This is a genomic window from Candidatus Bartonella washoeensis Sb944nv, from assembly GCF_000278135.1.
Lineage (GTDB): Bacteria > Pseudomonadota > Alphaproteobacteria > Rhizobiales > Rhizobiaceae > Bartonella > Bartonella washoeensis.
In genome coordinates this window covers 397,001-409,764 of sequence record NZ_JH725024.1, presented here as the reverse complement: position 1 = coordinate 409,764, position 12,764 = coordinate 397,001, and the positions used below count along the sequence as shown (strand labels likewise).

Sequence of the window (12,764 nt, the reverse complement as noted above, 5' to 3'; positions counted from 1 at the left end):
AATCAAAAATTCTTTTTTCTTTTAAAGTGGTAGATGTGGAGCAATGGAATGAAGAAAGGAAAGTAAAAGAAAATAAGGAAGCCTATGGTTCTCCTCCTCCCACTAGTACTGGCGTGTGCTCTGTTTCGTTTCTTTTGGAATTATAGGCATGACGGTTTTGTGCTTTTTAGGGGCTGCTTCCGTTTTCAACTCATTGCGTTATAATAATAATTTATCGTTTGTAACTTGAATGAAAGAGCCCAATATCGTAAAATTCTCTTATTTCAAAGCTATTGATGATCAATCAAACAAAACTATTGCCTTGCACATGACAAGCAAGGTGAGCGTATGGATAACAACACTTAAAGAAAGCGATAACAATGCCTCTTCATTAATCAGTTCAATGCAAAGGTTGTTGCGACAATGCGGGCTTGATAAAGAATATGACGGTGTCAGCTTGCTTTTTATTAAGTGTAAGGGTGCTGGTGTACAATGGCTTTACCGTTATACTATTTACGGGTGCTGTCGTGAAATGAGCTTGGGTGCACTAAGAGATGTTTCTTTAAAACAAGCACGTGAATATGCAACACAATTGTGCATAAGAAAACAGGGGCGTTTTGTTTTATGTCAGGGGTGTATCCCCCTTAAAAAACGCGAGAGACAAAAGTGTGTGGCACTATGTATATGTAGGAGTATTGGTTTGCATACCAGATTATATCTGCTTGTTAAATCTGACTTTTTTACACATCAGCTTTATAAAATGGAAATTCTACTTCGTAGAATATTCATAACGATAAAATAACCGTCTTGTGCGCTCATCATGCCCCAAAATGCTTCAATGTGCTTTAAAACTCTCTCAGAGAGGATGTATCTATATGCGTAGTCAAGGGGCGATTCTGTTTATAACCTCTGTAAAGAAGCTTTGCGTTGGTGTGTGGGGGGAGAGAGCTTTACGCCAGATCAAAAATGAAGAGTCATTTTGTCGTGTTTTTATATTTTATTTTGCTGTTTCAGTCGTAAATAGAATAAAATAAAGATTATGCTATGTGTATAGAATTGAGGCAGTGGGGGGGGAAGTTAATCGATGATCTCAATAACAAAGAAGAAAGTTGAAACGAAGAATAGTATAGGGCCAACGAAGGACACGCACTGGGAAGACAAGTTCTGGTATGCGGTATATAGGGCTTTGATTTACGCACTTTATCCTTTTATTTTTGCGTATTTGTAAATCGTTTCTGCCTTTAAAAGACTTCGTTTCTGAAGCTTCTGTATCGTTTTTTTCTACACTTTTATCATCGTTCTTTTTGGAGAGTTAGTTTAATTTTTTATGCATATTTTCTTTTAGAAAATCTCTTTGATGCATTCTCTTTATGTTTTTGTAACTTTTTATTCAAAGGAGCATATTTCTCTGAATCACCTCGAGAGATTTTGCATTTTTTGCGTAGATCATAGTTTTTTAAATTTTATCAATTGCTTAAGTCAAATGATGGAGCGGTCTGATAAAATTTTTTCGCATTATTGTACAACACCTTTTGGTGTATTTCATACAAAATGATTGGCACCAAGAAATCAGATTAAAAGCTGAAACTTACGCATGCTTAATAAGTCAGAGAGCTACCACTTTTGCTTGTTCAACTTTACGTGTTTAGACGTTTTGTTGTACCGCTTTTTCTTGCTTGGCGGTTTCAGTCACTTTCTCTGCTTTAATTGCTGATATGCCAAGAGTTTTAGTGAGAGTTTCGTTATTATTTTCTTTCATAGATTGAGGTACGTTTCGTGTTAAATGCCCATCAAATTTATGGAAAGAAAACTCTATATTGCGAATGCTTTGTTGTAACTCTTTTACACATTTGACGATTTTTATAATTTTTTGTGCTTCATTTACCGATGTGCCAATAGTTTTAGCAATTTTTTCGTCATTATTTTCTTTTATCGCTTCATGCTCACTTGCTGATAAGCGCGCATTGATTTTTCTGCTATAAGTTCTTATTTCCTCTCTCAGTTCAAAAGATTGTGATAAGGCTTCTTGCTGTTGTTTTTTTGACAGGCAGCTTAGATTTTCGAACCATTTTCCAGGTATCTCTACTGATTGTTCACAGCGTTTTTGTTCCATATAATGGTTTTGCAAAATGTCCTTTTCTGCCTGTTTAAAAGTATCCCCATAACGATCAATAGCAATACATAAGGGCAAAATACTCTCTTCAGCACATGCGCGTGCGTTATTTATCATGCCACCTATATTGCTCCCAGCCAGCTTAGAAATAGACCTAGGGGATTCTATAATTTGGCATGCAAGTCTCTCTCCCTCAAGGGGATTTTCATGAATCATTTCAAGTCTGTCCTCTAAAATATGCGGATTATCATAAACAATTTTGCATAAAGCTTCGATTGCTTGTTTACTTGCTTGAAACGATGTATAATTTTTAATTCTTTCAGTAATTTCTTTTCTTGTGAGAGGGGCTATTTTTTCTTTCGGGATGAGTATTTGTTGTAAATCTTGAGCTTTTGGTGCTGTAAAGGAGATGGCATCACCAATTTTCAATGTCTTTAATCTTTCTGGTGTAAGATGTTTTTTATTTCCTATAATAAAAGTACCATTGACATCAATCATGAAGCTGTTTGCTCCACCGCCTCTATAGAAGCCCGTATAGGTTTCATCTTCTTTAGCAGTTATAACAACACGATGATTAATATTATCAAATCCGATATTTTTCATGTGGTCCATGAATTCCTTTAAAATAGTCGTTTTTTCTGGATCTGAGATATCATCAAACAGATGTTTCATCGGTTCTGCATCACCAGATTGCAGTGATGCAATGCTGGCAAGATTCATGCGTTCTTTGGTTACAAGAGAAAAGTCTAACTTGTGGCCTGCAACTTCAGCAAGTTTTTCAAAAAACATGCGCTGTGTGCGTCCATTGCCTTTTTTGAAAGGATGCATATAGTTCAACTGTATCATCATTTCTGCTGCATTTTTAACAAATGCTTTGCGGGTTAAGCCTTTTAAATTATTTTTCTCGTTCAGTGTTCGGTCTAGATCATCAAGGCCTTCCTGTACTTTTTTTCCCGATGCAAAAGAAATATTGGCTTTTTTCATTTTGGGCGCACTGGCAGTGGTGCCATCTGCAAAGCTAAATGGTTTATCACGGGTATGACCAGCCCATTCAAAAGTATTTTTGAATAAAGTGTGATGAATATAGAGGAGATATGCCGATGTTAGTCTTTGTGGCGTTGCTTCTTGGCGTAAATTAATCATTGCTCTTGCTGAATCATGAGCACACTGCACTTGTAATCTTTCATAGTCTTTAATTCCATATTTATTTTTCAGTGTAACACTATTGGGGTAATAAAAATTAAGAGGGAGTAGATTATTTTCTTGAGCTTCAAGAGATGAAGACGATTGCTCGTGTGGGAAGGAGAGAGGTGCGACATTCAATTTCTCCGCAGAAATGGTTGTGCATTCCATCGCTTTTGGCGAATGTTGTTGTTGCCTTTTGGGGTCGTGAGAGAGCGTCCTCTCTGCCATTTGGGCAGCCGTTATATCATTTTTAATCGCGTCACTGATCTGTAAAATAGTTTCTTTACATTCTTTTTGCGTTTGTACAAGAGAGTGAGCAGAGTGAGAAATTTGTTGTGTTATCTGTTCTCTTTCTTGTTCTTGCGAATTTGGCTTCATAAGCTCTATGGTGTCAGGTAAAATATGAGAATTGTCATCAGCAAGCTTTGAAAAATGTTCTAATTCTTCTTTTTTTGCTTGGAGAGAGGCACTATTTTTCAGCTTTTCGAGATTTTCTTTTTGCGTAATAGGCTCTACTCTCTCTTTTGTTCCACGTGTTGCATCCAGATCTTTGGTCACGGGGACTGTAAAGGTGAATTTATTGCCAGGTTTTAATGTCTTTAGTTGTTCTGCTGTCAGATGTTCTTTTTTACCAATGATAAACCTTCCATTAATGTCCATCAGAAAGCTCTCTGCTCCGCAGGCTATATACTTGCCCTCATAGATAATACCTTCATTTGCAGCAACGACATAATGATAATGAATATCATCACCTCCGATATTTTTCATGTGGTCCAAAAAGTCCTTTAAAATACGACATTTTTCTGGATTGGAAATATCTTCAAATAGATGTTTCATTGGAGCAAGATTGCTATTTTGTGCTGCTGCAACACTGGCAACCACCATGCGCCCTTTTGTCACAAGAGAGAAGTCTAGATTATGTCCTGCAGATTGGCCAAGCTTTTCAAAAAACATCCGTTGCGCGCGCCCATTTCCTTCTCTGAAAGGGTGTGTATTGTTGAGAGAAACAAACAGTTCTGGCCGCCTGTTCAACGAATGTTTCGCGCGATAAGCCTTTTAAATAATTCTTTTCAGTGAGTATTCTATCTAAATTTTCAAGCCCTTTTTGAATTTGTGGACCAATGGCAAAAGGAACTTCTGCGTCTTCTTTTTGCATAGCTGGCATACTCGCAGTGGTGCCATCTGCAAAGGTAAAGAGCTGATCACGCGTATATCCCGCCCATTCAAATGTATGTTGAAACAAGCGTTGATGAATATATTTGAGATAGGAGGAATCTATTTTTTCTGGCAGGGGTTCTCGACGCAGATTGATCATTTCCTTTGATGCATCATGGGCACATTGTTCTTTCAATGCTGTTTTATCCATGATGCCATATTTATTTTTGAGTGTTTTGCTATCGGGGTAAAAGAAATTCTGCTCTAACATGTGTGTATTTTCTGTAATGTAGCTTGGTTTATGAGAGTGTAAAACTCTCAAGCGTATGGGCGCTGAGGTTTGCATCAACTGCTTTATGGCACGTTTATTCTCTGTCTTGTAGGAGAGGCAGTTTGGCTTTTTTTATGTATGTTTCCTTTGAGAAAATCTCTTTGCTGCCTTCTGGTACAAGACCCTTTGGCAGACTTCACACAAAATGATTTGCGTCAAAAAAAAACAGACATAAGGACGCGATCAAACAAGGGAACAAGAAATCAGATGAAAAAAGTTGATGCAGGTTTAGCTGACAAAAGCCATTGCTTTTTCTATGTAAACTTTGCTTGGTTGAACGTTTTGTGGTTGTTGTTGTTCTGGCATAGAGGCTTGTATTCCTTGATTTTGTGCGGTTACAGTTTGTTCAGGCTTCAATAAGCATTGCTGTCTTGTCAAGTCTTGTGTCAATTCAGAAGATTGTCTTTGATGTTTTTGTTTTTCCTGATGCTTATTTATAACGCTTTCTTTTACTCGTTTTATAGTATCTGCATATCCTTCAATGGCGTTACACAAGGAAGAAATCCCTGCTTCAGCTTCTTTGCGTGTACTGTTTTTTATGCCAAGGATTTGGTGACCTGCGAGCTTAGAAAAAAACATAGGATGGTTTGCAACTTGCCATGAAAGTTCTTCGCTCATAGTGGGATTTTTTTGAAGCTCTTCAGTTCTTTCTTGCAAAATAAGCGGATTGCCATAAACGATTTGGCACCAGTGTCGGATTTCTGCTTGACTATATTGAACCGATGGATCTTTTTGAATCTTGCTGGCAATTTCTTTATTCGAGAGAGGCACGCGCTCTGCCGTTTGTCCATGGGGGCTTGGTTGCGCGTAAGGGAAAGATAACATGCTTTCTTGCACCTGTTTTACAGCCTCTACATAACCTTTAATGGTAGCACATAGAGATGAAAAACTATCTTCGGCATTTTTGCGGGCATTTGTTTTAAAGCCAAGCATTTGGTGACCCGCAAGTTTATAAACAGATCTAGGATTTAATGTGATTTCCCGTGATAAATGCTCTCCCATGGCAGGTTGTTTCTGAATCTCCGCAATTCTTTTTTGCAAAATATTTGGGTTGCCATAAACAATACCGCACCAGTGTTGGATTTCTGCTTTATATGCTTCAACCAGTAGGTTTTGTTGCATAATTTTAGCAATTTGCTTTTTCATGCGTGGTGGTTTTGGTGGAGCAGATGTTGCGTGCAGTACTTCTCCTTCTGGGAGGGATTGTTTTTCTCTCTCTCTCTCTCTCATGCGTGGTGGTCTTTGTGGAGCAAATGGTGCGTGCAGTACTTCTCTTTCTGGGAGGGATTGTTTTTCTCTCTCTTTGTCTCTCATGCGTGGCGGTCTTTGTGGAGCAGGTCTTACGCGTAGAAATTGTGAAGGAGATGTATCTGTGGCAAATTGTTCATAGCGTTTTCTTAATTCTTTAACAGAAAGAGGTGCGGAAGGGGGGGGAGCTTTTTTTTTCATGCGTGTTTCCTTTCAAGTTTTTGCAATATTCATTTAAAAAAATCTTTGGCGTTTTCTCTCCCTTTTTTTCTAAATTTTATGCAATCTTGCAATTGGTTAGGTAAAATGATGTCAGATCTTTGGTGAGATTTTGCCATGATAATCGTATAATATTTCTGAGTGTAATTTCCGTTTAAGGGATTAGATGTAAGTCAAAGCTAATGTACATTAGTGGGTGAAAGCTATGCCTTGTGCTTTCCCAACTTTACGTGGTCGAACATCAGGCGGGTTTTGCTGTTCTTGTCTAGAGGTTTCTGCAGCATCACGACGTGCGGTTACAGTTTTTTCAGGTAGTTTAGGAGGTTGGGATAAGGTTTGCTGTTTTTGCAAGTTTTGAGCTAATCTAGGAGACTGCCTTTGATCATTTTGTTGTGCTTGATGTTCTTGCACAATTTTTTCTCTTACTTGTTTTACAGTGTTTGTATAATCTTCAATTGCGATACACAGGGTAGAAAGATTTTCTTCCGCTGTTTTGCGTGCACTACTTTTTATGCCAAGCATTTGTTTACCTGCAAGCTTAGAAAAACATGTAGGATTGTTTGAAACTTGCCATGCAAGCTCTTCTCCCATAACGGGAACTTTTTGAATATCCTCCGTTCTGTCCTGCAAAAGCAATGGGTCGTTATAAACAAGTTTGCACCAATATCGGATTTCTGCTTGACCATATAGAACCGATGGATCTTTTTGAACCCTGTCGGCAATTTCCCTGAGCGAGAGAGGCTCTCTCTCCTTTTCAGGACTAGGCGGTTGTTCTAAATTTTCCACCTTTTGCACGTTCTGCGTTGATTGTTCTTCATGGGGGTTTTGTTCTATTTCAGAAACTTGTACAGTGCTTTGTTGTGTGTATTTCAACGTATATGTAAAACCGTTAATAGCATCACACAGAGATGAAAAATTTTCTTCAGCTGCTTTGCGCGCTTTTGTTTTTAAACCAAGCATTTTTTTACCAGCGAGCTTAGAAATATATTCAGGTTTCTCTGAAACTTCCCATGAGAGCTGTTCTCCCATAGCGGGGTTTTCTCGAACCTCTTGCAGTCTTTTGTCCAGAACAAGCCGATCGCCATAAACAATTCCGCACCAATGTCGGATTTCTTCCTCATATGCGTCGATTAATAGCATTCGTTCCATTGTGTTCGCCGATGTCTTGTGCGTTCGCGTCGGTGTTTGCGGTCTAGCTGTTGCATATAGTTCTTCATCCGCTTGTTGGGATGATGCCCTTTTTTGCTCGCTCACATGTGTACGTGGTGGTGTTTGCGGTCTAGGTGTTGCGTATATTTCTTCATCCTCCTGTTGGGATGGTGCCCTTTTTTGCTCGCTCACATGTGTGCGTGGTGGTGTTTGCGGTCTAGGTGTTGCGTATATTTCTTCATCCTCTTGTCGGGATGGTGCCCTTTTTTGCTCGCTCACATATGTGCGTGGTGGTTTTGGGGGTGCAGGTGTTTCGTTTAGAGCTTCGCCCTCTTGGACGTTTGGTTTCTCCTTATCTTTCAAGCGTGGTGGTGTTTGCGGTCTAGGTGTTGCGTATATTTCTTCATCCTCTTGTCGGGATGGTGCCCTTTTTTGCTCGCTCACATGTGTGCGTGGTGGTGTTTGCGGTCTAGGTGTTGCGTATATTTCTTCATCCTCTTGTCGGGATGGTGCCCTTTTTTGCTCGCTCACATGTGTGCGTGGTGGTTTTGGGGGTGCAGGTGTTTCGTTTAGAGCTTCGCCCTCTTGGACGTTTGGTTTCTTGAGTTCCTTATCTTTCAAGCGTGGTGGTCTTTTGGGAGCCATGCGAATTGGTTGTTGTGAAGCAGATGTTTCGTTTAGAGCTTTGCTCTCTTGGACGTTTGGTTTCTTGCGTTCCTTATCTTTCAAGCGTGGTGGTCTTTGTGGAGCGATACCAACTGGTTGTTGTGGAGCGGGTGTCGCATAGAGAGGTGCTTGCGGCACGCTTTGTTCCGGCATTGTAGAAGACTGTTCATGGCGTTTTTGCAATTTTTCCTGATTTTCTGGTGTGTGAGGCTGTCTTTTGTCTTTGGGAGAAGCATCTGCGGATCGAGATACTTTGGGAGATGTATCTGAGATAGGTTGTTCATAACGTTTTTTTAATTCTTTCACCGACAGATTTGCTGAAGGGGCTGATTGGTTTTTTTTCATGCATGTGTCCTTTCAGACTTTTTCAATATTTTTTAGAAATTTTTTTAGTGCACTTTTCACTTTTGCGTTTTGAGAGCTTTTTTTAAAGAAGGGATTCATTTGAATGGACTCAAAAGATTTTACGTTTTTTGCATAGATTATAATCAATATCTGTATTGTAATCTTTATGGGCTTTATAAAGATGCAACCTTATCAGTGAGTACATTAAATGATGGAGAAATTTTGATAAAAATTGTATCATACCATTGCAGAATACCTCTTGGTGCCAAGAGATTAAACTAACAGATCAGATGCAGGACCAAAGCTGACATATGCTTAACTAGCAGAAAGCCATTGCTTTTACGCCTCCAACCTTGCGTGGTAGAACTTCTGGTTTTCTCTGTGCTTCTTGCCTAGAGGCTGTAGCAGTTTCTTGATGCGCTTTTACTGCTGTCTGCGCATGCTGTTGATGAAAATTTGACAAGGTTTGCTGTTTTTGCAATTGTTGAGCCAATTCAGCAGGCTGTTCTTCACGGTTTTGCTTCTCCTGATCGTTTTGCACAATGCTTTCTTTTACCTGCTTTACAGCTTCTCCATAATTTTCAATGGCGCTACACAGATGTTGAAGACCATTTTCAGCCTGTCTACGTGTGCTATTTTTTAGACCACACATCTTCATACCCGCCAGCTTATGAAAAGATATAGGATGTGCTGCAACTTGCCATGAGAGATCATTTCCCAAAGTTGGATTTTTGAGAATATCCGCCATTCTTGCTTGTAAAACTGTTGAATTGCCAAATACAACTGTGCACCAATATGCGACTTGTGCGCCATATCTTTGAACTGCTGGATGGCTTTGAACTCTGCCAAAAACTTCTTCCGTTGAAAGGGAGTCTCTTTTCCTTTCAGGATAATGTGACGTTTGCAAAATTTTGGACATCGCCTCACTGCCCATTGATTGTTTATAGCGTTTTAGTTCTGCATCTGGGGATTGCAACAGGCTTTCTCTTGCACATTTTAGAGATTCTACATAACAATCAATAGCGCTACATAAGAAAATAAAATCTTTTTCGGCGCGTTTTCGTGCACCACTTTTGAGTCCACACATACTCACACCTGCAAGTGTATGAAAAGATTCAGGATGTGCTGCAACTTGCCATGAGAGATCATCTCCTAGAGTTGGATTTTTGAGAAGTTCCTCAGTTTTTTTCTGCAGAGCATGTGCGTTACCATAAACAATTTGCGACCAATGTTGAATTTCTTCTGCATATGCTTTCACCAATGGATTGTGCGGAATTATGTTAGCAATCTCTTTCTCCGACAGAATCCTTGTTGTCCTTTTTGAGGCAACCATCGTGTGGAGAGTTTCTTCCTGTTTCTTGCCTTCAGTATTTCTCTTTTTCGTCAAAGATTGTGCTAAATTTGTTATCGTAACAGATGCATATGCGGCTTCTTCTGTGTTCTTTTGTGGAGCAATTGTTGCGTATATGGTTTCATTTCCTTTTCTCCTCACAGCATTTTTGTTTATGTGAGGCGGGGTATTTGAAAAATCAAGCGATGCATAGACAACTTCTCCCTCAGTCACAATTCGCGTATTCTTTTTTGTGCGCGGTGGTTTTTGGGGAGGAATCCTTGTGGAGAGCGCTTCTGGGGGTGAAGATCTTACGATCGCTTGTTCAAAGCGTTGTCTTAATTCTTTTACTGAAGGCTGTGCAGAAGAGGATGGTTGATTTTTTTTCATGTATATTTCCTTTTAAGCTTCTTCACTCTTTGATGCATTCTCCGCCTTTATGGTTTGCTTATTTTACGACAAAGGGGGATGTCTATTTGAATGACTTGCAAAGCCCCTCCGCTCTTTGCGTGTATGTAATCGGCATTTGTGTTTTTTATACAGCTTTTTTATGAAATTTTATCAATAAGTTATATCAAAATGACAAAGGTTTCTTTTGAAGGATATTTTTCGTAACATTGCATAAAAAAACCTAGCGCAACTCATAAAAAATAACTTGCGCTAGGAGATCAGATCAATAAAAGGTAAAAGTTTATTGCGTTTTTATATTATGCACGCTTACATTGCATGAGCCATTCCTTTTGGGGAAGGAGATCTGCGTTGCTGCTCTCGCTGCTCTTGCTGCTGTTGAGATCTCTGTTCTCTTTCGTCTCCGCGATGATGATGATGGTGGTGATGATGATGTCTGTGCGCTTTACTTTCTGGACTTCTGCCTCTCTCCTGACTGTGTTGTTTTTCCTGTTGCTGGGTAAAACTCTTATATAGCTTGTATGTAGTATCTACATGCCTTTCAAAAGCTGCACAAAGAGGACCAAAACTTTCTTCCGCTTGTTTGCGATCTGGACTTTTTATACCAACCATTTGCCTACCTGCAAGCTTACCACCGCTTTCAGGATCTGCTGCAAGCTGCCATAGTACGCGGTTTCCTGTTTCAGGATTGTCAAGAACTTGGGAAAGTTGCTGGTTCAAAGCATACGGATCGCCATAAACAAGTCGGCTCCAGTGTTGGATTTCTGCTACACCATATTGGAAGCTTGTATTTTGTAAGAGCTTGCTCGTTATTTCATCTTTCGCAGATCTTGGAGGGGTTGGTGCCCTTCCTGCGCCAGCTGCTTCTGCTTGGGCAGCTTGGCTTGTGTGGTGATGAGGGTGTTGCTCTCTGCCTCTTCCTTTTGTGCTCACCTCTGCGTAGACAGTTTCGCCTGGGTGGTGAGGGTTTTGCTCTCTGCCTCTTCCTTTTGTGCTCACCTCTGCGTAGACAGTTTCGCCTGGGTGGTGAGGGTTTTGCTCTCTGCCTCTTCTTGTTGTGCTCACCTCTGCGTAGACAGGTTCGCCTGGGTGGTGAGGGCTTTGCCCTCTGCCTCTTCTTGTTGTGCTCACCTCTGCGTAGACAGGTTCGCCTGGGTGGTGAGGGCTTTGCCCTCTGCCTCTTCTTGTTGTGCTCACCTCTGCGTAGACAGGTTCGCCTGGGTGGTGAGGGCTTTGCCCTCTGCCTCTTCTTGTTGTGCTCACCTCTGCGTAGACAGGTTCGCCTGGGTGGTGAGGGCTTTGCCCTCTGCCTCCTGTTATGTTAACATCGGCGTAGGTGACTTCCTCTGCCTCTGGGGTGTGATGCGTTTTGGGCGGTTTATTAACCGTTGCGTATAAGGGCTCTCCCTTAGATTGATTTTTCTTCATGCGCGTTTCCTTTCAATATTTTTTAGAAAACCTCTTTGGCGCACTCTCCACCTTTACGCTTTGATAGCTCTACGACAAAGGAGGATGTTTATTTGAATGACTTCCAAAGATCCTCCGCTATTTGCAGGTATTTTAATCGACATTTGTGTCTTTTATACAGCTTTTTTATGAATTTTATCAAAAAGTTACATTAAAATTAGAGGGATTTTTTTTGCAGGAGATTTTGCGTAACATTGTATAAAAAACTCCCGCGCATTTCATACAAAACGACTTGCGCTAGGAGATTTAGGTAAAAGGTAAAATTATGCACGCTTACATTGCAAAAGCCATTCCTTTGGGGGTTGGCTGCCTGCGTGGTTGTACATCATGCTGTGGGGGACTTTGGCGTTGTTCTCTTGCATGCTGTTGCCGCTGCTGCTGTCCACTTAGATGCCTTTGTGACCTTTCTCCTCTCCCATCATCTTGTTGTCTTTCTTGGCTCTCTGTAAGGCTTTTGTATTGCTGTTCTACAGTTTCCGAATGACTTTTAAGAGCTTGACAGAGGGATTTAACGCCTTCTTCAGCTTGTTTGCGTTGTGGGGATTTTACACCCAGTACTTTTCTCCCCGCAAAGTTACCACTGCCTTCAGGATTGTCTGCAAATCTCTGGGCGATTTGTCTTCCTTCTTCAGGATTTTCAAGCATGCTGCTCAGTTGCTGCTCCATAACACTCGCTTTTCCAAAAACAATTTTGCTCCAACGGTAGACGTCCTCTGCACTTTGTTGGACGCTTGAGTTTTCTTGAAGCTTTTGAGTTAGTTGTTCTTTTGTCAGAGGTGTTGCTCTGTTTGGTGCAGGACCCTGTGCGGAGGAATTTTCTATGGAGCCTTGGGGGGACTGTGCTCCATTTCCACCTGTGCCAACTCCTTGGTAGAGGGGATTTTTGAACGTGTAATATCCTTCCTGATGCCCCTCTAGATCCCGCAGATCCGTTACTAAATAGGGGTCTACTAGTCTTCGGGGATTTGGCCCACCACGTGGTGCCATATAGGCATTTTCTGGTGGGTTTTGCGGTGCGTAGATCGTTTCTGGTGGTGGTTCTGGAGATTCCTGGCTATTTCCTACACTGCCAACTCCTTGGTAGAGCGGATTTGCGCGGCTCTGAACATTTAGTCCGCCATTTCCTCCCACATCAATCTCTTCGTAGATGTTTTCTTCATTTTCCACTG

Annotated in this window: 8 protein-coding genes; 1 reads left to right on the top strand and 7 read right to left on the bottom strand. The window is 40.8% G+C overall.

Annotated elements, in window-relative coordinates; translation table 11 throughout:
- Nucleotides 1-229: 229 nt before the first annotated feature.
- Complete coding sequence (locus tag MCQ_RS09400) at nucleotides 230-781, top strand: Arm DNA-binding domain-containing protein (RefSeq protein ID WP_006924273.1); 552 nt, start codon at nucleotides 230-232, stop codon at nucleotides 779-781.
- A gap of 843 nt (nucleotides 782-1,624) precedes the next feature.
- On the opposite strand, the gene MCQ_RS08590 is transcribed toward MCQ_RS09400, so the two are convergent.
- The 7 genes from MCQ_RS08590 to MCQ_RS08580 all read right to left on the bottom strand — a co-directional run.
- Complete coding sequence (locus tag MCQ_RS08590) at nucleotides 1,625-4,231, bottom strand: BID domain-containing T4SS effector (protein WP_006924271.1); 2,607 nt, start codon at nucleotides 4,229-4,231, stop codon at nucleotides 1,625-1,627.
- Nucleotides 4,221-4,703 (bottom strand): Fic family protein, encoded by a 483-nt coding sequence (locus tag MCQ_RS09675; RefSeq protein ID WP_245256383.1) that lies wholly within the window; start codon nucleotides 4,701-4,703, stop codon nucleotides 4,221-4,223. Before MCQ_RS09675 ends, MCQ_RS08590 begins: the two co-directional genes overlap by 11 nt.
- A gap of 288 nt (nucleotides 4,704-4,991) precedes the next feature.
- Nucleotides 4,992-6,212 (bottom strand): BID domain-containing T4SS effector, encoded by a 1,221-nt coding sequence (locus MCQ_RS06385; protein WP_006924269.1) that lies wholly within the window; start codon nucleotides 6,210-6,212, stop codon nucleotides 4,992-4,994.
- A gap of 207 nt (nucleotides 6,213-6,419) precedes the next feature.
- Complete coding sequence (locus MCQ_RS06380; protein WP_006924268.1) at nucleotides 6,420-8,390, bottom strand: BID domain-containing T4SS effector; 1,971 nt, start codon at nucleotides 8,388-8,390, stop codon at nucleotides 6,420-6,422.
- A 319-nt stretch (nucleotides 8,391-8,709) separates the two neighbouring features.
- Nucleotides 8,710-10,110, bottom strand: a complete 1,401-nt coding sequence (locus tag MCQ_RS06375; RefSeq protein ID WP_006924267.1) for a BID domain-containing T4SS effector — start codon at nucleotides 10,108-10,110, stop codon at nucleotides 8,710-8,712.
- A 327-nt stretch (nucleotides 10,111-10,437) separates the two neighbouring features.
- Complete coding sequence (locus MCQ_RS06365) at nucleotides 10,438-11,556, bottom strand: BID domain-containing T4SS effector (RefSeq protein WP_006924266.1); 1,119 nt, start codon at nucleotides 11,554-11,556, stop codon at nucleotides 10,438-10,440.
- A 312-nt stretch (nucleotides 11,557-11,868) separates the two neighbouring features.
- Nucleotides 11,869-12,764, bottom strand: an 896-nt coding sequence (locus tag MCQ_RS08580; protein ID WP_159052274.1) for a BID domain-containing T4SS effector, incomplete at its 5' end; no start/stop codon positions are given.

What these genes read in the sequence shown, in the direction of transcription:
- MCQ_RS09400 (WP_006924273.1), top strand. Translation starts at nt 230, where the DNA reads ATGAAAGAGCCCAATATCGTAAAATTCTCTTATTTCAAAGCTATTGAT.
- MCQ_RS08590 (WP_006924271.1), bottom strand. Translation starts at nt 4,231, where the DNA reads ATGTTTTTTGAAAAGCTTGGCCAATCTGCAGGACATAATCTAGACTTC.
- MCQ_RS09675 (WP_245256383.1), bottom strand. Translation starts at nt 4,703, where the DNA reads ATGTTAGAGCAGAATTTCTTTTACCCCGATAGCAAAACACTCAAAAAT.
- MCQ_RS06385 (WP_006924269.1), bottom strand. Translation starts at nt 6,212, where the DNA reads ATGAAAAAAAAAGCTCCCCCCCCTTCCGCACCTCTTTCTGTTAAAGAA.
- MCQ_RS06380 (WP_006924268.1), bottom strand. Translation starts at nt 8,390, where the DNA reads ATGAAAAAAAACCAATCAGCCCCTTCAGCAAATCTGTCGGTGAAAGAA.
- MCQ_RS06375 (WP_006924267.1), bottom strand. Translation starts at nt 10,110, where the DNA reads ATGAAAAAAAATCAACCATCCTCTTCTGCACAGCCTTCAGTAAAAGAA.
- MCQ_RS06365 (WP_006924266.1), bottom strand. Translation starts at nt 11,556, where the DNA reads ATGAAGAAAAATCAATCTAAGGGAGAGCCCTTATACGCAACGGTTAAT.